This window comes from Streptomyces sp. NPDC058985, from assembly GCF_042740985.1.
Lineage (GTDB): Bacteria > Actinomycetota > Actinomycetes > Streptomycetales > Streptomycetaceae > Streptomyces.
The window spans coordinates 73,244-93,626 of the sequence record NZ_JBHYJX010000028.1; the positions used below are offsets into that span (position 1 = coordinate 73,244).

Genomic DNA, 20,383 nt, shown 5'->3' on the forward strand with positions numbered 1-20,383 from the left:
CGTGAACGCGCCCGGATCGGATAGCAAGGGCCCATGGCGGTCTTCGTCGCGCTCGGCGCGTTCCTGATGACGCTGGCCGGCGGCTGGACGGCACAGCGCGTGACCGACCGGCGCCACCTGGTCCTGGGGCTGGCCGGCGGCCTGATGCTGGGCGTCGTCGGCCTCGACCTGCTGCCCGAGGCACTGGAGGCGGCCGGAGACGAGGTGTTCGGCGTCCCCGAGGCGCTGCTGCTCTTCGTCGCCGGCTTCCTCCTCGCGCACCTGGTGGAACGCCTGCTGGCCGCCCGCCGCGCCGCGCACGGCGCCGACGAGCACGGGCAGCGCTCGCCCCAGGTGGGCCTGACGGCGGCCGCCGCCATGGTGGGGCACAGCGCGATGGACGGCGTGGCGATCGGCGCCGCCTTCCAGGTGGGCGGCGGCATGGGCGCGGCGGTGGCGATGGCGGTGATCGCCCACGACTTCGCCGACGGCTTCAACACCTACACGCTGACCAGCCTGTACGGGAACGCCCGCCGCCGCGCCATCGCGATGCTGGTCGCCGACGCCCTGGCACCCGTGGCCGGCGCGGCCTCCACCCTGCTCTTCACGATCCCGGAGGGCGCGCTCGGCGCGTACCTCGGCCTGTTCGGCGGCGTCCTGCTCTACCTCGCCGCCGCCGAGATCCTGCCCGAGGCCCACCACGAGCACCCGGCCCGCTCGACCCTGCTGTGCACCGTTGCCGGCGCGGCCTTCATCTGGCTGGTGGTGGGGATCGCGGAGTGAGCGGCCGCCGTTCACGACGCCCGGCACCTCTCCACGAAGCGACGGGCGACCGACGGCTCCGCCGCCCAGTGCGTGTGCAGGTAACTCGCGTGCACGCCACCCTCGACGAACCCCTCGACGCGCCGCCGAGGCGTCCGCATCCCCCACGCCGGCGTCGCCCCGGCCCCCGGCTCCACGACGGTCCGGTGGAACTCGTGCCCCCGCATCCGCGTCCCCGCCACGGCCAGCGGGCTGTCGGTCAGCGCCACGCAGTCCCGGTACCCGAGGGTGAGCCGCCCGGACATCCGCGCGGAGGCGTCCAGCACCCCGCACATGGGCAGCCCGTCCAGCTCCCGGCCCAGGTACAGCAGCCCCGCACACTCCGCCGCGACGGGCGCACCCCCGCGCGCCAGCTCGGCGACGGACTTCCGCAGCCCCTCGTTGGCCGACAGCTCGGAGACGTACACCTCGGGGAACCCGCCCCCGATCACCAGCCCCCGCGTCCCCTCCGGCAACTCCTCGTCCCGCAACGGATCGAAGACGACGACCTCGGCCCCCGCCGCCGCGAGCAGTTCGGCATGCTCGGCATAGGAAAAGGTGAACGCGGCGCCACCGGCAACGGCGACCTTGACAGCCGAGCCGGCGTTCTCCAGCCCGTCCGGCGCTTGAGGACGAGGCCGTTCAGGCCGGAAGAGGGTGCCCGGGTCCCAAGCCGCACCCGGCAACGCCCCCGCCCCCCGGGCCAACGCCACCAGCCCCTCCAGATCACACCCGTCGGAGACCAACGCCGCCATCGCCCCGACGGCGTCGACCGCCGCCGCGCCCCGCTCGGCGACCGGCACCAGCCCCAGATGCCGCGACGGCGTCTCCACCGGCGCGGCCCGCCGCAACGCCCCCAGCACCGGCACCCCGACGGAGTCCAACGCCTCCCGCAGCATCACCTCGTGCCGGTCCGACCCGACCTTGTTCAGGATCACGCCACCGACCCGCACGTCCGGATCGAAGGACACGAACCCGTGCACCAGCGCCGCCACCGACCGCGACTGCGCCGACGCGTCCACGACCAGCACCACGGGCGCCCGCAGCAGCTTGGCCACGTGGGCGGTGGAGGCGAGTTCGCCTTCCCCGGCCGCCCCGTCGTACAGCCCCATCACGCCCTCGATCACGGCGATGTCGCTGCCGCGCGCCCCGTGCAGGAACAGCGGCTCCACCAGCTCGGGCCCGCACATGTAGGCGTCGAGGTTGCGTCCCGTCCGCCCGGTGGCCAGCGCGTGGTACCCCGGGTCGATGTAGTCGGGCCCGACCTTGTGGGGGGACACGGCCAGCCCCCGCGCGGCGAGCGCGGCCATCAGCCCGGTGGCCACGGTGGTCTTGCCGCTGCCCGAGGAGGGCGCGGCCACGACCAGCCTGGGGACGGAGGCCGGGGTGGAGGCCGTCACCACTCGATGCCCCTCTGCCCCTTCTGGCCGGTGTCCATCGGGTGCTTGACCTTGGACATGTCGGTGACCAGGTCGGCGAAGTCCACCAGCTGCTGCGGAGCGTTCCGTCCGGTGATCACGACGTGCTGGGTGCCGGGCCGGTCGCGCAGCACGGACACGACTTCGTCGGTGTCGATCCACCCCCAGTGCAGCGGGTAGGCGAACTCGTCCAGCACGTACAGCTTGTACGTCTCGGCGGCCAGGTCGCGCTTGACCTGCTCCCAGCCCTCCCGGGCCTTCTCCTCGTTGTCCTGCTGCTGGTCGCGCTGGACCCAGGACCACCCCTCGCCCATCTTGTGCCAGTCGACGGTGCCGCCCTCACCGGATGCGCCGAGCACCCGCAGGGCGTTCTCCTCGCCGACCTTCCACTTGGCCGACTTGACGAACTGGAACACCCCGACGGGCCATCCCTGGTTCCAGGCGCGCAGCGCCAGCCCGAAGGCGGCGGTGGACTTGCCCTTCCCGATCCCCGTGTGCACGAAGACCAGCGGCCGGTTGCGCCGCTGTCGGGTCGTCAGTCCGTCGTCCGGTACGACACTCGGCTGTCCCTTGGGCACTACGCGGCCCTCCTTGTCCCGGTATCCCGCACATCCTTGACCAGCCCCGCGATCGAGTCCGCCCGCAACTCGTCGAGGGTCACCGCCGTACCGCCCAGCTCACCCGCGAGCTGCCCGGCGAGCCCCAGCCGGATCGGCCCCGACTCGCAGTCCACGACCACGGAGGCGGTGCCCTCGGCGGCGAACAGCCGGGCCGCGCGGCCCGCCAGCGCCACCGGCTCGACGCCCCCGGTGGCCCGCCCGTCGGTCACCACCACGACCAGCGCCCGGCGTGCCGGGTCCCGCAGCCGCTCCACCCGCAGTACCTCGTGCGCCTTGAGCAGCCCGGCCGCCAGCGGCGTGCGCCCGCCGGTCGGCAGCGACTCCAGCCGGGCCGCCGCCGCGTCCACCGACGACGTCGGCGGCAGCGCCACGTCGGCGGCCGAACCCCGGAAGGTCACCAGACCCACCTTGTCCCGCCGCTGATAGGCGTCCAGCAGCAGTGACAGCACGGCTCCCTTCACGGCGCTCATCCGCTGCCGCGCCGCCATCGACCCGGAGGCGTCCACGACGAACAGCACGAGGTTGCCCTCACGCCCCTCGCGGGTCGCCTGCCGCAGGTCGTCCCGGCGTACCACCAGACCGCGCCCCGCCCGGCCGCGCTCCCGCTGGTGCGGAGCCGCCGCCTGCACGGTCGCCGCCAGGTGCAGCTTGGTCAGCGCGCCCCGCGGCCTGCGGGCGCCGGTGGTCCGCCCGTGCTCGGTCCGGGCCCGGGAGCGCCGCCCGGCGGCCCCCTCGCCGAGTCCGGGCACGCTCAGCACCTTGGTCCGGAACGGCTCGGCGGCCCGTACGGCGGACCGCTCCCCGGCGCCGCCCCCGGCGGGTGCCGGCCCCGGTTCGTCACCGGTGCCGGCCTCGGGCGGGACGCCCGCGTCGTCCGCACCGCCCTGCGGCCCCTCCTCGGGCGGTCGTCCACCGCCGCCACCGGGACCGTCGGGGCCGGGGTCGGGGTCCGGGTCCGGATCGGGGTCGTCGTCTCCCTGGTCGCCGAACTCTTCCAGCGTCTCGTCGAGCTTGTCCTCGTCGAGGCCGGGCGCGTCGAAGGGGTTGCGCCGCCGCCGGTGCGGCAGCGCAAGGAGCGCCGCCTGACGGACGTCCTCCGCCAGGACGTCGGCCCGCCCGGCCCACGCCGCCAGCGCGGTCGCGGTCCGGGCCATCACGATGTCGGCCCGCATGCCGTCCACCTCGAAGGCGGCGCAGGTCGCCGCGATCTGCCGCAGCGCAGCGTCGCCGAGCGTCACCGACGGCAGCAGCTCCCGGGCCGCCACGATCCGCGCCCGTACGGTTGCCTCCTCGTCCGCCCAGCGGGCCACGAAACCGGCCGGGTCGTCGTCGTGCGCGAGCCGGCGCCGTACGACCTCCACCCGCTGGTCGGGCTCGCGCGAGGCGGAGACCTCCACCGTCAGCCCGAACCGGTCCAGCAACTGCGGGCGCAGCTCGCCCTCTTCGGGATTCATGGTGCCGACCAGCAGGAACTTCGAGGCGTGCCGCACCGACACGCCCTCGCGCTCGACGTACGAGGCGCCCATAGCGGCGGCGTCGAGGAGCAGGTCCACCAGGTGGTCGTGGAGGAGGTTGACCTCGTCCACGTACAGGATGCCGCGGTGCGCGTCGGCCAGCAGGCCGGGCTCGAAGGCCTTCACGCCCTCCGCGAGCGCCCGCTCGATGTCGAGGGCGCCGACGAGCCGGTCCTCGGAGGCGCCGACGGGGAGTTCGACCATCCGCGAAGGACGCTCGGTACCGGTCCCGGGCTCGTGCGGACCGTCGGGGCAGCCCGGGTCGGGCGACCCCGGGGAGCAGGAGAAGCGGCAGCCCGGGACCACGGCCACGGCCGGCAGCAGCGCCGACAGCGCGCGGACGGCCGTCGACTTGGCGGTGCCCTTCTCGCCGCGCACCAGCACGCCGCCGACCGCCGGGGAGACGGCGTTCAGCAGCAGCGCGAGGCGCAGGTCGTCCTGGCCGACGACGGCCGTGAACGGGAACGGGGTACTGGTCACTTGTTGTCGTCCTCCACGTCGCGTTCGAGTTCCTGCGGGGGCCGCACCGCGCTCATGCGGGCGCCCCCGGTGGCACGAAGGGCAGCCCGGGCGGCGCGCCGGACTCGATGAGCCGCCACAGCGCGTCGGTGTCCGCGTGCTGTTCGATCAGGTCGCCGAGCCGGTCGAGCTGCTCCTCGCGCAGCGCGGCGAACGAGGTGTCGGGGGCCGGCACGAAGCGGCGGCCCGCGGCGGCGGCCACCTCGCGCAGGAACGCCCGCCGGAAGCCGTCCGACTCCAGCGAGCCGTGCCAGTGCGTGCCCCAGGTCTGGCCGACCCGGCAGCCGTCCAGGAAGGGGGCACCGCCCAGGACCTCGGCGACACCGTGGTGGATCTCGTACCCCTCGACGCGCTCGCCGAGGGCCTCGCCCACCGGGCGCGTCAGGGTCTTCTCGCGGGCGAACCGCACCCGCACGGGCAGCAGTCCGAGCCCGTCGACGTGCCCGGCGCGCGACTCGACGTCGTCCTCGATGTGCTCGCCGAGGAGCTGGAACCCGCCGCACACGCCGAGCACGGGCCGGCCCTCGGCCACCCGGCGCGCGAGACCCTCCGCCAGCCCCCGCTCACGCAGCCACTCCAGCGCCCGGACCGTCCCGCGGGTCCCCGGCACGATCACCAGGTCGGCGTCGGCCAGTTCCTCGGGCCGGTCCACGAACCGCACCACCACGCCCGGTTCGGCGGCCAGCGCGTCCACGTCCGTGAAGTTGGACATCAGCGGGACCGCGCAGACGGCGACCCGCAGCACGTCCTCGCCGACCGGCGGCGCGACCGCGGACTCGCGCACCGTGCCGCGCAGCGAGACCCGCAGCCCGTCCTCCTCGTCGATGCCGAGCCCGTGCCGGAAGGGCAGCACCCCGTACGTCCGCCGCCCGGTCAGCCCGTGCAGCATGTCGAGGCCGGGCTCCAGGAGCGACACGTCGCCGCGGAACTTGTTGACGAGGAAGCCGGCGACCAGCGCCTGGTCCTCGGGCGCGAGCAGCGCCACCGTGCCGAAGAAGGAGGCGAAGACGCCCCCGCGGTCGATGTCGCCGACGACCAGCACGGGCAGCCCGGCGCCCCGCGCGATCCCCATGTTCACGATGTCGGTGCGGCGCAGGTTGATCTCGGCCGGGCTGCCCGCGCCCTCGCAGATCACCGCGTCGTAGGTGCCGCGCAGCTCGGCCAGCGAGTCGAGCACCGTGCCGAGCAGCCGCTCCTGCCGCCCGCCGTGGTAGCCACGGGCACTCATCTCGCCGACGGGCCTGCCGAGCAGCACCACCTGGCTGCTGCGCTCACCGCCGGGCTTGAGCAGCACCGGGTTCATCAGCGCGGTCGGCTCCACCCGGCAGGCCTGGGCCTGCATGGCCTGCGCCCGCCCGATCTCCGCGCCCTCGCGCGTCACGAACGAGTTGAGCGACATGTTCTGCGCCTTGAAGGGCGCGACCTTCACGCCCTGGCGCACCAGCCAGCGGCAGATCCCGGCCGTGACGACGCTCTTGCCGGCGTCGGAGGTGGTGCCGGCGACGAGCAGGCCACCGTTCATGACGTACGTCCCTTCCTGACGGCCCCGCGCACCAGCAGCCGCGCGCCCGCGCACACGACGAGCGCCAGCCGGCCCACGCGCCGGGAGAGCCGTGCGGCCCGTTCGATGTCGCCGGAACCGGCCCGGACGGCGCGCCCCGCCGCCCCGTTCAGCACGGGCCGGTGCTCGACCCGCCCGCCGTAGGAGAGCGTCCCGCCGAGCCGCACCCCGAGGGCGCCCGCGAAAGACGCCTCCACGGGACCGGCGTTGGGGCTCGGGTGCCGTCCGGCGTCCGCGCGCCAGGCCCGTACGGCGCCCCGCGGATCGCCGCCGGCCACGGTGGTCAGCAGGGCGGTCAGACGGGCGCCCGGCCAGCCCGCGAGGTCGTCGAGGCGGGCCGAGGCCCAGCCGTACCGCCGGTAGCGGGGCGACTTGTGGCCGACCATGGCGTCCAGGGTGTTCACCGCCCGGAAACCGAGCAGCCCCGGCACTCCGCCGACGGCACCCCACACCAGGGCGCCCACCACCGCGTCCGAGGTGTTCTCGGCGACCGACTCCACGACCGCCCGCGCGATCCCGTCGGCGTCCAGCGACTGCGGGTCCCGCCCGCACAGGTGCGGCAGCCGCGCCCGGGCCGCCTCGACGTCCCCGGCCTCCAGCGCCCGGCCGACGGCCAGGGCCTCGCGCGAGAGCGACGTACCGCCGACCACGGCCCAGGTGGCCGCGCCGGTCAGTGCGACCGAGGCGGCGGGGGAGCGGCGCACGGCGTGCGCGGCGGCCGCGCCGAGGGCGGTGGCGCCTCCGGCGCACACGAGGGCGTGCAGCGCGCCCCAGCCCCGGTGGTCACGCCACAGCACCCGTTCCACGGCACCGGCGGCGCGGCCGAACGCGGCGACCGGATGCCCGCGGCGGGGGTCGCCGAGGAGGAGGTCACCGAGCAGGCCGGCGGCGGCGCCGTACGCGAAGACGCGTCCGCCACGCACGGGTTCAGCCGGTCACACGGGCGTGGGAGCACCTGGTACTGAACGTCGATCGGCAGCCGGGCATCGCGTCGCGTCCTCACTCAGGGTGTCCACGCCCTGGTTCGAAGAGTCCGGCGGTGAGAGTTCCTGGCTACCGGGGTCTGCTCCCCGGTCACAGTGGCGGGACCGCGCCGGAATCGCACCGGGCTTCCTCTCCTGCCGCCGTAGATGGCCCCGGAAGTCCACCACGGCGCGAGAACACCCGTCAACCTGGCGTTGACCTGCGGCGGGGGAGTGTGCGAAGCCCCACACACGGGTGGTGTGCGCCGGTACACGAAGGGCGGGGCGCGGGACGGTCCGAGTCCGTCCCGCGCGCCGCCCCCGGGGTGTGCGGCGGGTCAGGCGACGATCAGATAGATGCCGTACGCCACCGCCGCCGCGCAGGCCGCGAAGCACGCGTACGCGCCGGTGACCGCGAGGGCCGCGGAGCCGCCCTCGGCGGTGGCCCGCTCCTGGCGGCTGAGTCCGACGATGCCGAGGGTGAACAGGCCCACCAGGGCCACGGTGGCCACGAGGCTGACGCCGAAGACGGAGCCCAGTGCTGCCCAGTCGATGCTCATGGGGGTTCGCTTCCTTCGTACCCGGGACGCGGGCTCAGACGGTGGTGGCGGCCGACGGGGTCTTGGCCTCGGACGGATCGGCCGGCAGCTCCTCGGCCAGGTGCGCCGGGGGCGGCGAGACGGCGGCCATCGCCGTGGTGACCACACCGGCCGACTCGGGCTCGTGGGGGTCGACGACGTTGGTGTGGTCGACGACCTCGCGCCGGGAGAGCTTCCAGATGGCGGCGCTGGAGGCGACCAGGAAGACCGCGACGCAGGCCGTGCCCCAGTCGCCCATGCGGCAGACCCACTCGGCGATCGCGGCGACCAGGGCCGCGGCCGGCAGCGTCAGACCCCAGGCGACGAACATCCGGGTGGCCGTGGACCAGCGCACCACGCCGCCCTTGCGGCCGAGGCCCGCGCCCATCACCGCACCGGAGACCGAGTGCGTGGTGGAGAGGGAGAAACCGAGGTGCGAGGAGGCCAGGATGACCGTCGCCGCGCTGGTCTGGGCGGCGAAGCCCTGCTGGGGCTGGAGGTCGGTCAGGCCCTTGCCCATGGTGCGGATGATGCGCCAGCCGCCGAGGTAGGTGCCGAGCGCGATGGCGATGCCCGCGGAGAGGATGACCCACATGGGCGGGTCGGAGTCGGGGGCGAGCGCGCCGCCGGCGACCAGGGCGAGGGTGATGATGCCCATCGTCTTCTGGGCGTCGTTGGTGCCGTGGGCCAGCGAGACCAGCCCGGCGGAGGCGATCTGCCCGGCGCGGTAACCCTTGGCGGCGGCCTTGCCGTCGGCCCGGCGGCCGAGCCGGTAGGTCAGCCGCGCGCCCAGCAGCGCCGCGACACCGGCGACCAGCGGGGCGGCGATCGCGGGGATCAGTACCTTGGTGACGAGCGCGTCGCCGTTGACCGCGCCGACGCCGGCCGAGGCGACCGCGGCACCGATCAGACCGCCCATCAGGGCGTGCGAGGAACTGGACGGGAGGCCGACCAGCCAGGTCAGCAGGTTCCAGAGGATCGCGCCGACCAGGGCGGCGAAGATGACCTCGGGACGGATGCCGGTCTCGTCGACGAGACCCTTGGAGATCGTGTTGGCGACCTCCACCGAGAGGAAGGCGCCTACAAGGTTGAGGACGGCGGACATCGCCACCGCCACCTTGGGCTTGAGCGCACCGGTCGAAATGGTCGTTGCCATCGCGTTCGCGGTGTCGTGGAAACCGTTCGTGAAATCAAACGCGAGTGCGGTTACCACCACAATCGCGAGGATCAGCGAGAAGCTTTCCATTTACCCAGGCAATCGTTCGAGGTCATTGGCTGGACGAACGTAGGTAACCATGGTGAACGGAAGATGAACTGGGCAGGGCGTCACGGTGACCGGAAGCGGGGCCGCCGCGTCCCTGTGCGTGGCCGTCCCGGTGCTCTCCGGAGACGTCCCTGGCAGGATCACCGCCAGACCGGTCGGCGACGTGCCGGGAGAGGCGCGGGAGCGCTCGTGAGGAGACGGTGACTGTGACGTATTCGCGGGCCGGACGGGCTGCCCGTCCGGACGAGGAGCGGGCCTGGACGGAACTCGTCGCGGCGGCCCGGCGCACGGTCGCGGACGGGCTCGTGGTCGGTACCTCCGGCAATGTCTCGGTGCGCGTCGGCGACACGGTCCTCGTCACCCCTTCGGGTGTGCCGTACGACCGTCTGGCCCCGGGTGACGTGACCGGCGTCGCCCTCGACGGACGACAGGTGCTCGGCACCCTCGTCCCCACCAGCGAACTGCCCCTGCACCTCGCCGTGTACCGCGCGGACGACGCCGCCCGGGCCGTCGTCCACACCCACGCCGTGCACGCGACGGCCGTCTCGCTGCTGGTGCCCGAACTGCCGCCCGTGCACTACATGGCCGCCGCGCTCGGCGGCCCCGTCCGGGTCGCGCCCTACGCCGCCTACGGCACCGACGAACTGGCCCGCTCCGCGCTCGACGCCCTCACCGGCCGCACCGGCTGCCTGCTGCGCAACCACGGCACGCTCACCTACGGCACCTCCCTCGACCAGGCGTACGACCGCACCGCCCAGCTGGAGTGGATGTGCCGGCTCTGGCTGACGGCCTCCTCGGTCCCGGGCCGCACCCCGTCGCTCCTGACGCCGGGGCAGTTGGCGGAGGCGGCGGAGCGGCTCCAGGGGTACGGGCAGCAGGGCTGACACGGCGCGTGCCGGTCCGTTCCGGGGTGGTGGCGGGGCGCACCGTGTTCCCGGTTACGGCGGTGGCGGGGCGGGTGCCTCTGAGGGGTGTTGTCGGCTCCGGGTCGCTGTCGGTCGGTTGCCGGGGGGCTCGGAGGGGCCGAGTGGGCCGGCGGAGCGGCAGGGTGGCCGGCCGGGCTGACGCGGCGCGTACCCGGGCCGTTCCGGGGGGACCGTGTTCCCCGGTACGGCGGTCGCGGGGCGGCGGGGTGGCTGCGCGGGTGGCCGGCCGGGCTGACGCGGCGCGTACCCGGCCCGTTCGGGGGTACCGGCAGCGGGACCGCACCATGGCTCCCGGCCCCGGCGGACAGGCGGAAGGCGTCCCTGACGGAGCGCCGTCACCCCCCGTCCACCGCCCACTGGCCGCCCGAGGACTCCACCAGGAGACTGGCCCCATGCGCACTGTCACAGCAACGGCCGCCGCCCTCACCGCTGCCCTGGCGGCCGGCGCAGCGAGCGTCGCGGCCGGCCGGCTCGCCAGCGACGCCGCGCTCAAGGCGCCCCCCGGCCGGCCGCTGCCCACCGAACCCCGGCTCACCGTGCACGGCACCGCGGCCGGCCGGATCACCCTCACCCGGGACCTGGCCGCGCTGCGCCCCGGCCGCTACGGGCTGGCGGGCGACGGCTCCCACGCGGTCGTCGGCCCGGTACTCGACGCCGCCGAGCACGGCGCCGACACCGTCGTACGCCGCCTCGAACGCGTCACGCACGGCACGCTGGAGGCCGGGGACCGCGCCTGGTTCACGCCGAACCTCTACGTCGGCAACCCGGGCAGCGCCCTCGACCTCGACCACACCGACGTCCAGATCCCGGGCGAACTCGGCCCGCTCCCGGCCTGGTTCGTGCCCGGGGCCCGCCCGACCTGGATCATCGCCGTACACGGGCTGGCCGCCACCCGCGAACACGTCCTGAACCTGCTGGCACCCCTGCACGACCGCAGCGTCCCGGTGCTCGCCCTCGCCTACCGCGGCGACGTCGGCGCGCCGCCCTCGCCCGACGGGCTGCACCACTTCGGCGAGACCGAGTGGCGCGACCTGGACGCGGCCGTCCGCTACGCCCTCGACCACGGCGCCCGCCAGGTCGTCCTGCTCGGCTGGTCCACCGGCGCCACCATGGCCCTGCGCACGGCCGCCCTCTCCGGCGTGCGCGGGCGCATCGCGGGGCTCGTCCTGGACTCCCCGGTCCTCAGCTGGGAGACCACCCTGCGCGCCCTCGCCGCAGCCCGCCGCACCCCCGGCCCACTCCTGCCGCTCGCCGTCCGCGCCGCCCAGGGCCGCGCCGGACTCCACGCCGACCACGACACCGGCACGGCGGGCCTGCACCGCCCCGCCGTCCCCACGCTGATCTTCCACGGCCCCGGCGACGCGGTGGCCCCCTGGCGGCTCTCCCGGCGGCTGGCCGAAACCCACCCGCGGCTGGTCGCCCTGCACACCGTCCGGGACGCCCCGCACGGCGCCATGTGGAACGCCGACCCCGACGACTACGAAGAGAAGCTCCGCCGCTTCATGACCCCCCTGGTGTGACCCGGCACTGCGCCGTCGCAGCGGGTGATCCTCCGGTTCCGTTTAGCGCCGTACCAGTGGCCTGATCCGGTGCCCGGGCAGCGCGCCCGACCCCCGACTCCGCCCTCCCCGGCGGCCGTCGGGGCATTCCGTTTGGGTTTTCGGACCGTCAACCGGAAGACTGCACCCGTGACGTCCCGTATCCCGCGCGACTCCAGGCTTCGACTCGTCCGCCCACGACCCCTGGCCGCCGCCCCCCAAGCGATCAACCAGCGGCGTCCGCGCCGCCCCGCACCGCGCCCCCCGGAGGGCACACCGGCCCGGTCGGAGCTGGCCCGCATGGCGCGTTCCGGTCTGGCCGGCGCGGCCCGCGTCGCCCGCTGGGCCGACTCCGCGCTCGGCCCCGGCCGCGGCAGCGCCACCGCCGACGGCAAGGCCACCCTCTCCGACGCCACCGCCGACCAGGCGGCCCGTGAACTGGGCCTGACCACCGCGCAGGTCCGTGCCGACTGGGACACCGCCCGCCTCGCCGGACTGATCGAGGTGCACGGCGGCACCGCCCGCCCCGGCTGGCGGCTGCGCGCCTGGAACCGTGACGACAGCGCGGTGCTGCGCGGCTGGGTCGCGCTCTTCGACGCCTGGTCGCTCGCCCACCCCGAGCCCGCCGGTGAGGAGCCCGCCGCCGTCGCCGAGGTCGTCTCCGCGATGCCCCAGGTGCTCTCCTTCCTCCAGCTCTCCGCCGGGCCCGTCTCCGTGGACCAGCTCCTCGACCTGCTGGAGCAGCGCGTCACCGAGCTGCGCACCGAACGCTGCGAGGTGCCCTACGGCCCCCGCCTGGAGCCCGGCACCGAACCGGCCCCGGACGTCACCGCCGACACCCCGCTCGCCCCCCTCCTCGACTGGGCCCTGCACGCCCTCGCCTCCGTCGGCGCCCTCACCTGCGGTGACGGACAGGCCACGCTCACCCCGCTCGGCGACTGGGCGGTCTGGGTCAAGCTGGAGCAGATCTGCGTGGCCGCCCAGAGCCCCGCCGGGAACATCGAGCAGTCCGCCGAGGGCATGCTCCGCGGCTGCGCCCGACTCCGGCCCAACGCCGCCCGCGCCGAGTACCGCGCCTGGCTCGCCGCCCGGCCCGTCGGCAGCGCCGTCGCCGAGCTGCTCGCCGCCGCGCGCGGCGAGGACGCCCTGCTGCGCGGCCTCGCCTTCGACGCGCTGCGGGTCGTCGGCGCCCCCGCCGAGCCCGATGTCCGCGGCGTGGCCGACGAGCCGACGCTGCGGCCGTACGCGCTGCTGTGGCTGGCCGAGCACGACGGCGCCGACCCCGAGGACGCCCACGAGGTCCTCACCCGCCGGGAAGCGACCTGGCTCTGGGTGGACACCGCGGCCGCCGTCGCCGACCACGGGGAGGCACCGCTGCTCGTCCGGCACCTGGAGGCGGCGGTCCAGTTCACCGTCCCGGCGCTGCTCGACGAGGTCCGCGCGGTCGGCCACCCCCGCACCGTGCAGGTCCTGGTGGCCCTCGCCGCCGCCCATCCCGACCCCGCCCTGGCCAAGGCCGTACGCCGGGCCGCCTTCCAGGTCCACACCGGCGGCAGCTGACCGACGGGGCGTGCGCGGCCGAAGGGCTAGCCGCGCACCTGCGGCGCGTACGTCCCAAAGCTCCACACGTTGCCCTCCAGGTCACGGGCCATGTAGTCGCGCGAGCCGTAGTCCTGGTCCGTCGGGGGCATCAGGATCTCCGCGCCGTGTTCCACGGCCTGCCGGTGATGGGCGTCGACGTCCTCCACGACGACGTACACCCCCGTCGTGCCGGAGTTCTTCATCGCCTCGTCGAAGCGGCTGCCCGTGCCCTTGGAGCCGAGCATGACCGCGCCGTTGCCCTGGGCCAGCTCGGCGTGGGCCACCGTGCCGTCCTCGCCCTCGTACACCGCGAGCTGCCTGAAGCCGAAGGCCTCGGTGAGCTGCCGGACCGCCGCCTTGGCGTCCGCGTACAGCAGCGTCGGGAAGATGCTCGGGCCTGCGCCGTCGGAGCCTGCCATGCGGATCACTCCCTCGTGAGCCGGTGGTCGATGGACCCTCGGTTCAAGTCTGGCACCGCCCGCCGCCACCGGAACCGGGGAAAAGGGGTTGCACCGCCCCGTTAGACTGGCCCCCATGGCCATTCTCCTCGCGCATTAGACGGCGGGAAACGTCCTCAGCCGCCCATCCCGCCCCCACCCGCCCCAGGAGTCTGACCGTGATCTCCGCCTCCGGCATCGAGCTGCGCGCCGGTGCCCGCGTCCTCATCGAAAGCGCCACCTTCCGCATCGCCAAGGGCGACCGCATCGGCCTGGTCGGCCGCAACGGCGCCGGCAAGACCACCCTCACCAAGGTGCTCGCCGGCGAGGGCCAGCCCGCCGGCGGCACCGTCACCCGCTCCGGCGAGGTCGGCTACCTGCCGCAGGACCCGCGCACCGGGGACCTCGACGTGCTCGCCCGCGACCGCGTCCTCTCCGCCCGCGGCCTGGACGTACTGATCCGCAAGATGCGGGAGAACGAGCAGCGCATCGCAGGCGGCCAGGGCGCCACCCGCGAGAAGGCGCTCAGGCAGTACGAGCGCCAGGAGACCGAGTTCCTCACCAAGGGCGGCTACGCCGCCGAGGCCGAGGCCGCCACCATCGCCGCCGCGCTCAACCTGCCCGACCGGGTCCTCGGGCAGCCCCTGCACACCCTCTCCGGCGGTCAGCGCCGCCGGATCGAGCTGGCCCGGATCCTCTTCTCGGACGCCGACACCCTGCTGCTCGACGAGCCGACCAACCACCTCGACGCCGACTCGATCGTCTGGCTGCGCGACTACCTGAAGACCTACCGCGGCGGCTTCATCGTGATCTCCCACGACGTCGACCTGGTCGAGACGGTCGTCAACAAGGTGTTCTACCTGGACGCCAACCGCTCCCAGATCGACGTCTACAACATGGGCTGGAAGCTCTACCAGCAGCAGCGCGAGGCCGACGAGAAGCGCCGCAAGCGCGAGCGGCAGAACGCGGAGAAGAAGGCGTCCGCGCTGCATTCGCAGGCCGACAAGATGCGCGCCAAGGCCACCAAGACCGTCGCCGCGCAGAACATGGCCCGCCGGGCGGACAAGCTGCTGGCCGGTCTGGAGTCCGAGCGCAAGTCCGACAAGGTCGCCAAGCTCCGCTTCCCCGAGCCGGCGCCCTGCGGCAAGACCCCGCTGACCGCCGAGGGCCTCTCCAAGTCGTACGGCTCCCTGGAGATCTTCACCGACGTCGACCTGGCCATCGACAAGGGCTCCCGGGTCGTCATCCTCGGCCTCAACGGCGCCGGCAAGACCACGCTGCTCAGGCTCCTCGGCGGCGTCGAGAAGCCCGACACCGGCCAGGTCGTCGAGGGCCACGGCCTCAAGCTCGGCTACTACGCCCAGGAGCACGAGACCCTCGACCCCGAGCGCACCGTCCTGGAGAACATGCGCTCCGCCAACCCCGACCTCGACCTGGTCGAGGTCCGCAAGACGCTGGGCTCGTTCCTGTTCTCCGGCGACGACGTCGACAAGCCCGCCGGCGTCCTGTCCGGCGGCGAGAAGACCCGCCTCGCGCTGGCCACCCTCGTGGTGTCCTCGGCGAACGTGCTGCTCCTCGACGAGCCCACCAACAACCTCGACCCGGCCAGCCGCGAGGAGATCCTCGGCGCGCTGCGCACCTACAAGGGCGCGGTCGTCCTGGTCACCCACGACGAGGGCGCCGTCGACGCCCTCCAGCCGGAACGGATCATTCTGCTTCCGGACGGCGTCGAGGACCTGTGGGGCGCCGACTACGCGGATCTCGTCGCCCTCGCTTGATCGAAAGAATGATCCACTGAGTATGGATCATTCGGCCGAGCCGTGATCCACCATCTGTGTGAGATCTCCTCATCAAGAGGTGCGTCCTACATCCAATTCGCGGCCGGACCCCCATTGCCGGGGGCCCGGCCGCGACACCTTTCTGACCTGGAACTACGCGCGGAAACCCGTTCGGCGGTACGGGCGCGGATCTCTGGAATTCCGCATTCCACATGTGGGGACACGCTCCTGTCGTCACATCCTTGACTCATCGACCTTGCCGAATGGGTGGCCAGGAGGCGCGGAAGGGGTGATCATGAGGAGACCAGAGCGCACTTCCTTGAGGAGGCACGGGTGGCCGAGACTCTGAAGAAGGGCAGCCGGGTTACCGGCGCCGCGCGCGACAAGCTCGCGGCAGACCTGAAGAAGAAGTACGACGCCGGTGCGAGCATCCGGGCGTTGGCCGAGGAAACCGGCCGCTCGTATGGCTTTGTGCACCGCATGCTCAGCGAGTCGGGCGTCACGCTCCGAGGGCGTGGCGGGGCTACCCGGGGCAAGAAGGCCACTTCGGCCTGACACCCCGGCGGCCTCTCGACTCCGACAGTGAAGGTGGTCACCCGGTCGGTCGTCCGGCCGTCCGGGTGGTTACTGTGCAGTCACTTAGCTCTGCCGTCACACGGCTTCCGGGCCTGCGTACGGCGGGGACGACGACCGCACCTTTCGGAGGCGCCCCATGGCTTCGCCCGCCCACGACACCGGTCCCGTACTCGACCGGGACGGCGTGCGGCTCACCGTCGACGACGCGATCGCCACGGTGACGCTGACCAACCCCGCCAAGCGCAACGCGCAGAGCCCCGCTCTGTGGCGGGCGCTCGCCGAGGCCGGCCGGCTGCTGCCCGGTTCCGTCCGCGCCGTGGTGCTGAAGGCCGAGGGCAAGTCCTTCTCGGCCGGTCTCGACCGGCAGGCGTTCACGCCCGAGGGCTTCGACGGCGAGCCGTCGTTCATCGACCTCGCGCGGGGCGGCGACGCCGAGCTGGACGACGCCATCGCCGAGTACCAGGAGGGTTTCACCTGGTGGCGGCGCGGCGACATCCTGTCCGTCGCGGCGGTGCAGGGGCACGCCATCGGGGCGGGCTTCCAGCTGGCCCTCGCCTGTGACCTGCGGGTCGTCGCCGACGACGTGCAGTTCGCCATGCGCGAGACCAGCCTGGGCCTGGTGCCGGACCTGACCGGCACGCACCCCTTGGTGTCCCTCGTCGGCTACGCCCGCGCGCTGGAGATCTGCGCGACCGGGCGCTTCGTCATGGCCGAGGAGGCCGTGAACAGCGGCCTGGCCAACCTGGCCGTACCCGCGGACCAGCTCGACGGCGCCGTGCACGACCTGGTGTCGGCGGTCCTCGCCGCGCCCCGCGACGCGGTCGTCGAGACCAAGGTCCTGCTCCAGGGCGCCCAGCACCGCGACTACGAGACCCAGCGCACCGCGGAGCGGGCGGCGCAGGCACGCCGGTTGCGCGACCTCGCGGGGCTGGCGGAGTAGTCCGGATCCGGGAGCACGCGGTGGGAGCCGCTCGGGCCGGGCGCGCGGCGGCTGGTCCGGGCTCGGAGCCGGTGGGGCGCATTCCGTGAAACCGGAGCCGGGGACGGCCCTGGCACGGTCGGCAGGCGGACCTGGCGCGGCCGGCCGCATCCCACGGCGCGCGGTCGGCCCGGTGCCTCAGCCGACCGCCGTCACCACCACCGCCACCGACGGACGGTCCGGCAGCGCCTCGGACACCGCCGCACGGACCCGCCGGGCCACCTCCGCGGCCCGGTGGTCCGCCGCCACCGCCAGCTCCAGCCGGACATGACGGCGCGGCAGCGCACCCTCCCGCGCCGGCGGCTCCGTCACATGGACCGGACGGCCCAGGACGCCGGTCAGCCGGACCACACCCGGTACCCCCAGCGCGGCCCCGGCCACGCGCCCTTCGTCCCCGTCCCCATCTCCGTCCCCGCCCTCGTCATCGTCGGGGGTGGCGTCGGCCGGCTGAGACCCGCGTGGCTCCCGCCCGGGAGCCGCGTCCGCGGGTGCGTCCAGCAGGCCCGTCGCCCGCAGGTCCACGTCCGTCACCGCGAGGCCGAGCCCGTCGGCCGCCGCCTCCGCCAGCGCCGCCCGCAGCCGCGCGGCCGTCACCCGCAGTGGCTCCGTGGTCGCCGCCGCGCCGCCCACCGTCGCCGTGAAGTCGGCCGTCACCCGCAGAGGGCCGGGCGGCAGGGCGCCCAGCGGCGGCGGTACGGCCGGCTCCCGCGTGTCCCGCGGGTCCGCGAGCCCGACGCGCAGAACGCCGGGGCGCACCCCGGCGACGTCCCGGGCCGCCGCCAGCAGCACGTCCCGGGCGGCACGCTCCGCGGTCCACGCCCCGTCCCGGGCCCCGCCCAGCGGCAGCAGCCTGCCGAGCCCCAACCGCTCCCGCATCGTGCGCGTCCACCGGTCCGCCGTCGTCATTCCTCCACCCTGCCGCATCCGTGGCGCGCCGCGTCCCAACCAGAACTACCGTTGTCATGGGGACCACGACCGGAAGGGACGTACGGCCATGACCGACATGGAGAGCCACCGGACCGGGCAGGACACGATCGAGAGCCCCGGTGCGGGCAAGGGCCAGATCCGGCGCGGCGGTGGAGCCCCCGGAAGCCGGGGAAGGACCACCATCGCCGACGGCGTCGTCGAGAAGATCACCGGAATGGCGGCACGCGACGTCTCCGGTGTGCACGCCATGGGCAGCGGCATGTCGCGCACCTTCGGCGCCGTACGCGACCGGGTGCCCGGCGGGACCAAGTCCGGTGTGACACGGGGAGTGAAGGCCGAGGTCGGGGAGAAGCAGACCGCCCTCGACCTGGAGATCGTCGTCGAGTACGGCGTGTCGATCTCGGACGTGGCCCGGGACGTGCGGGAGAACGTGGTGACCGCGGTGGAGCGGATGACCGGTCTCGAGGTCGTCGAGGTCAACATCGCCGTCAGCGATGTGAAGCTGCCCGACGAGGAGGACGAGGAACCGGAGCCCCGGATCAAGTGACGTGGCGGACGAGGCAACGGTGAACGAGGGGAGCGCACCATGAGCATGGCCGTGGTCGGCCTGATCGCCGGCATGGCGCTGGGGTTCGCCGGGTACTTCGGCGGCTTCGGCGCCTTCCTGCTGGTGGCGGCCCTCGGCGCGGTCGGGTTCGTCGTCGGCCGCCTCCTGGAGGGCGACATGGAACTCGGTGACTTCTTCCGCACCCGCGACGACCGACGGCGGTGACCGGCGTGAGTGGTGGGGCCGGCGAGGTCCTGGAACCCCCGGCGGCCGTCGCACCGGGCGAGCGCGGTGCCACGCGGATCGCCGACAAGGTGGTCGCCAAGGTCGCCGCCCAGGCGGCCCGCGAGGCGGTCGGTCCGCTCCATCCGGACGCCGCGCGTCCGCACGCGAGCGTGGCCGTCCACCACGACATCGCCCACGTCCGGGTCCACCTCGAACTCGACTACCCGTGCGACATCGGCGCCCGCTGCGGCCAGGTGCGTCACCAAGTCGTGCAGCGGGTGAGGACGTTGGTGGGCATGGCGGTGCCGGAGGTCGCCGTCCAGGTGGAGCGGCTGCACCTGGCGCGGGAGTACGGCGCGAGCCGGGGGAGGACGCGATGAGCGAGTCCCAGGGCCCCGAAGCGGCCGAGGGCAGCACCCGGCGCCTGCCGGTCGTGGAACCCGGCCCCGAGCAGCCCGGCCCGCCCGCCATGGAGAAGCACCTCCCCGAGCCGCCGGCGAGCGGAACGGCCCACCGCTTCTGGTCCGCGCGCCGCGTCCCCGCCGGCATCGTCGCCCTCCTGGTGCTGCTCCTCGCGGGGGCCTTCCTCTACGACGTCGTCGCCGTCCGCACCGGCCGCGACGCCCTCGGCTGGCGCCGCGACCTGGCCCGGCAGCTCGCGGAGCGCCCCCTCGACGACACGTGGGTGCTGGTCGGCGCGGGAGTCGCCGCGGCCCTCGGGCTCTGGCTCCTGCTGCTGGCGCTCACCCCCGGACTGCGCAGGGTGCTGCCGATGCGGCGCACCCACCCGGACGTACGCGCCGGGCTGCACCGGGACGCGGCCGCCACCGTGCTGCGCGACCGGGCCATGGAGGTCGCCGGGGTGCAGGCGGCCCGGGTGCGGATGCGCCGCCGCAAGGCACGCGTGCGCGCGCTGTCGCACTTCCGTGAACTGGACGACGTACGGGCCGATCTGGACGGCGTGCTCGACGACGCGGTGCGCGGGCTCGGCCTGGCCCGGCCGCCTGCCGTGTCCCTGCGGGTGGCGCGTCCCGGCCGGAAGGGGTGAGGGCGGTGCTCAGGACCGTCGACCGTGTGCTGACCGCTCTCGTGGGCCTGGTCCTGCTCGCCCTCGGCGGCGCCGTGCTCGCCGTCGGCTTCGACCTCCCCGCGCCCTCCTGGTGGGTCCACCAGGGTCCGCACGACGTGCTGCTCACCACCGCCGAGCGGACCCGCTGGCGGGACGCCGGCTGGTGGTGGCCGGTCGTCATCGCGGCCCTCGCCGTGCTGTTGCTGCTCGCCCTGTGGTGGCTGGTCGCGGTCCTGCGCCGCCGCCGGCTCACCGAGGTCCTCGTCGACACCGGGGACGGCGAGGCCGCGACGCTGCGCGGCCGGGCGCTGGAGGGCGTCCTCGCCGGGGAGGCGGACCGGGTGGACGGGGTGGAGCGGGCCGCGGTCCGGCTCACCGGACGCCGCGACGCCCCGACGACCCGCGTCCGGCTGCTGCTGGCCCCCCACGTCGATCCCGGCACCGCCCTGCACGACCTCACCACCGGGGCCCTGACCCACGCCCGGGACTCGGCCGGCCTCCCGTCCCTCCCGGCGGAGGTCCAGCTCCGCGGCGTCAAGCACCACGCCGAACGCGTCAGCTGACCGACACGTCCGGCGTGCCGC

The 20,383-nt window shown here is 74.6% G+C and carries 21 protein-coding genes and 1 riboswitch; of the genes, 12 read left to right on the top strand and 9 right to left on the bottom strand.

From position 1 onward, the window contains the following. Positions 1 to 33 precede the first annotated feature (33 nt). Positions 34 to 762: a ZIP family metal transporter gene (locus ACFW01_RS23515; RefSeq protein ID WP_234953324.1), complete on the top strand. Its 729-nt coding sequence runs from the start codon at positions 34 to 36 to the stop codon at positions 760 to 762. Positions 763 to 773: 11 nt separating this feature from the next. Here the strand turns inward: ACFW01_RS23515 and ACFW01_RS23520 are convergent, their stop codons facing one another. From ACFW01_RS23520 to ACFW01_RS23550, 7 genes are all read right to left on the bottom strand, one after another. Next, positions 774 to 2,180, bottom strand: coding sequence for a cobyrinate a,c-diamide synthase (locus ACFW01_RS23520; RefSeq protein ID WP_384506299.1), 1,407 nt, complete (start codon positions 2,178 to 2,180; stop codon positions 774 to 776). Next, positions 2,177 to 2,776 (bottom strand): cob(I)yrinic acid a,c-diamide adenosyltransferase, encoded by a 600-nt coding sequence (gene cobO, locus ACFW01_RS23525; protein ID WP_122614793.1) that lies wholly within the window; start codon positions 2,774 to 2,776, stop codon positions 2,177 to 2,179. Before cobO ends, ACFW01_RS23520 begins: the two co-directional genes overlap by 4 nt. Beyond that, entirely contained in the window at positions 2,776 to 4,812 is a 2,037-nt protein-coding gene (locus ACFW01_RS23530) for a putative cobaltochelatase (RefSeq protein ID WP_384506302.1), read from the bottom strand. The genes cobO and ACFW01_RS23530 overlap by 1 nt, the downstream gene beginning before the upstream one ends. 52 nt (positions 4,813 to 4,864) lie before the next feature. Continuing rightward, positions 4,865 to 6,373, bottom strand: a complete 1,509-nt coding sequence (locus ACFW01_RS23535) for a cobyric acid synthase (protein ID WP_384506305.1) — start codon at positions 6,371 to 6,373, stop codon at positions 4,865 to 4,867. After that, complete coding sequence (locus ACFW01_RS23540; RefSeq protein ID WP_384506308.1) at positions 6,370 to 7,335, bottom strand: cobalamin biosynthesis protein; 966 nt, start codon at positions 7,333 to 7,335, stop codon at positions 6,370 to 6,372. Before ACFW01_RS23540 ends, ACFW01_RS23535 begins: the two co-directional genes overlap by 4 nt. A gap of 100 nt (positions 7,336 to 7,435) precedes the next feature. After that, positions 7,436 to 7,576: riboswitch (cobalamin riboswitch) on the bottom strand. A gap of 136 nt (positions 7,577 to 7,712) precedes the next feature. Further along, positions 7,713 to 7,934, bottom strand: a complete 222-nt coding sequence (locus ACFW01_RS23545) for a hypothetical protein (protein WP_234953312.1) — start codon at positions 7,932 to 7,934, stop codon at positions 7,713 to 7,715. Positions 7,935 to 7,968: 34 nt separating this feature from the next. Then, on the bottom strand, positions 7,969 to 9,198 hold the full coding sequence (locus ACFW01_RS23550) for an inorganic phosphate transporter (protein ID WP_234953310.1): 1,230 nt from the start codon (positions 9,196 to 9,198) through the stop codon (positions 7,969 to 7,971). A gap of 224 nt (positions 9,199 to 9,422) precedes the next feature. Here ACFW01_RS23550 and ACFW01_RS23555 point away from each other — a divergent pair, with 224 nt between their 5' ends. The 3 genes from ACFW01_RS23555 to ACFW01_RS23565 all read left to right on the top strand — a co-directional run bounded on the left by ACFW01_RS23555 (position 9,423) and on the right by ACFW01_RS23565 (position 13,240). Next, positions 9,423 to 10,100, top strand: coding sequence for a class II aldolase/adducin family protein (locus tag ACFW01_RS23555; RefSeq protein WP_234953308.1), 678 nt, complete (start codon positions 9,423 to 9,425; stop codon positions 10,098 to 10,100). Between the two features lie 434 nt (positions 10,101 to 10,534). Continuing rightward, on the top strand, positions 10,535 to 11,662 hold the full coding sequence (locus ACFW01_RS23560) for an alpha/beta hydrolase (RefSeq protein WP_384506312.1): 1,128 nt from the start codon (positions 10,535 to 10,537) through the stop codon (positions 11,660 to 11,662). 168 nt (positions 11,663 to 11,830) lie between these two features. After that, positions 11,831 to 13,240: a hypothetical protein gene (locus tag ACFW01_RS23565; RefSeq protein ID WP_384506315.1), complete on the top strand. Its 1,410-nt coding sequence runs from the start codon at positions 11,831 to 11,833 to the stop codon at positions 13,238 to 13,240. Positions 13,241 to 13,266: 26 nt separating this feature from the next. On the opposite strand, the gene ACFW01_RS23570 is transcribed toward ACFW01_RS23565, so the two are convergent. Continuing rightward, positions 13,267 to 13,680, bottom strand: coding sequence for a VOC family protein (locus tag ACFW01_RS23570; RefSeq protein ID WP_234953302.1), 414 nt, complete (start codon positions 13,678 to 13,680; stop codon positions 13,267 to 13,269). Positions 13,681 to 13,877: 197 nt separating this feature from the next. Here ACFW01_RS23570 and ACFW01_RS23575 point away from each other — a divergent pair, with 197 nt between their 5' ends. The 3 genes from ACFW01_RS23575 to ACFW01_RS23585 all read left to right on the top strand — a co-directional run bounded on the left by ACFW01_RS23575 (position 13,878) and on the right by ACFW01_RS23585 (position 16,992). Beyond that, a complete protein-coding gene (locus ACFW01_RS23575; RefSeq protein WP_234953300.1) occupies positions 13,878 to 15,476 on the top strand; it encodes an ABC-F family ATP-binding cassette domain-containing protein in 1,599 nt (532 codons plus the stop codon). Positions 15,477 to 15,809: 333 nt separating this feature from the next. After that, positions 15,810 to 16,031 (top strand): helix-turn-helix domain-containing protein, encoded by a 222-nt coding sequence (locus ACFW01_RS23580; protein WP_003976983.1) that lies wholly within the window; start codon positions 15,810 to 15,812, stop codon positions 16,029 to 16,031. Positions 16,032 to 16,188: 157 nt separating this feature from the next. Next, positions 16,189 to 16,992, top strand: a complete 804-nt coding sequence (locus ACFW01_RS23585; protein WP_384506319.1) for an enoyl-CoA hydratase/isomerase family protein — start codon at positions 16,189 to 16,191, stop codon at positions 16,990 to 16,992. A gap of 177 nt (positions 16,993 to 17,169) precedes the next feature. Here the strand turns inward: ACFW01_RS23585 and ACFW01_RS23590 are convergent, their stop codons facing one another. Continuing rightward, entirely contained in the window at positions 17,170 to 17,937 is a 768-nt protein-coding gene (locus ACFW01_RS23590) for a nucleopolyhedrovirus P10 family protein (protein ID WP_384506322.1), read from the bottom strand. Positions 17,938 to 18,025: 88 nt separating this feature from the next. On the opposite strand from ACFW01_RS23590, the gene ACFW01_RS23595 reads away from it, so the two are divergent. The 5 genes from ACFW01_RS23595 to amaP are packed head-to-tail and all read left to right on the top strand — an operon-like array spanning position 18,026 to position 20,362. Then, entirely contained in the window at positions 18,026 to 18,505 is a 480-nt protein-coding gene (locus ACFW01_RS23595; RefSeq protein WP_234953294.1) for an Asp23/Gls24 family envelope stress response protein, read from the top strand. 39 nt (positions 18,506 to 18,544) lie between these two features. Next, positions 18,545 to 18,730, top strand: coding sequence for a hypothetical protein (locus tag ACFW01_RS23600; RefSeq protein WP_122614781.1), 186 nt, complete (start codon positions 18,545 to 18,547; stop codon positions 18,728 to 18,730). Continuing rightward, positions 18,727 to 19,110, top strand: a complete 384-nt coding sequence (locus tag ACFW01_RS23605; protein WP_234953292.1) for a hypothetical protein — start codon at positions 18,727 to 18,729, stop codon at positions 19,108 to 19,110. The genes ACFW01_RS23600 and ACFW01_RS23605 overlap by 4 nt, the downstream gene beginning before the upstream one ends. Then, entirely contained in the window at positions 19,107 to 19,778 is a 672-nt protein-coding gene (locus ACFW01_RS23610) for a DUF6286 domain-containing protein (protein WP_384506327.1), read from the top strand. Before ACFW01_RS23605 ends, ACFW01_RS23610 begins: the two co-directional genes overlap by 4 nt. Then, positions 19,775 to 20,362 (top strand): alkaline shock response membrane anchor protein AmaP, encoded by a 588-nt coding sequence (amaP, locus tag ACFW01_RS23615; RefSeq protein ID WP_234953288.1) that lies wholly within the window; start codon positions 19,775 to 19,777, stop codon positions 20,360 to 20,362. The genes ACFW01_RS23610 and amaP overlap by 4 nt, the downstream gene beginning before the upstream one ends. Positions 20,363 to 20,383: the final 21 nt, after the last annotated feature.

Coding starts and splice junctions, on each gene's coding strand:
- ACFW01_RS23515 (WP_234953324.1), top strand. CDS start 34: ATGGCGGTCTTCGTCGCGCTCGGCGCGTTCCTGATGACGCTGGCCGGC.
- ACFW01_RS23535 (WP_384506305.1), bottom strand. CDS start 6,373: ATGAACGGTGGCCTGCTCGTCGCCGGCACCACCTCCGACGCCGGCAAG.
- ACFW01_RS23545 (WP_234953312.1), bottom strand. CDS start 7,934: ATGAGCATCGACTGGGCAGCACTGGGCTCCGTCTTCGGCGTCAGCCTC.
- ACFW01_RS23550 (WP_234953310.1), bottom strand. CDS start 9,198: ATGGAAAGCTTCTCGCTGATCCTCGCGATTGTGGTGGTAACCGCACTC.
- ACFW01_RS23560 (WP_384506312.1), top strand. CDS start 10,535: ATGCGCACTGTCACAGCAACGGCCGCCGCCCTCACCGCTGCCCTGGCG.
- ACFW01_RS23570 (WP_234953302.1), bottom strand. CDS start 13,680: ATGGCAGGCTCCGACGGCGCAGGCCCGAGCATCTTCCCGACGCTGCTG.
- ACFW01_RS23585 (WP_384506319.1), top strand. CDS start 16,189: ATGGCTTCGCCCGCCCACGACACCGGTCCCGTACTCGACCGGGACGGC.
- ACFW01_RS23590 (WP_384506322.1), bottom strand. CDS start 17,937: ATGACGACGGCGGACCGGTGGACGCGCACGATGCGGGAGCGGTTGGGG.
- ACFW01_RS23595 (WP_234953294.1), top strand. CDS start 18,026: ATGACCGACATGGAGAGCCACCGGACCGGGCAGGACACGATCGAGAGC.
- ACFW01_RS23600 (WP_122614781.1), top strand. CDS start 18,545: ATGAGCATGGCCGTGGTCGGCCTGATCGCCGGCATGGCGCTGGGGTTC.
- ACFW01_RS23610 (WP_384506327.1), top strand. CDS start 19,107: ATGAGCGAGTCCCAGGGCCCCGAAGCGGCCGAGGGCAGCACCCGGCGC.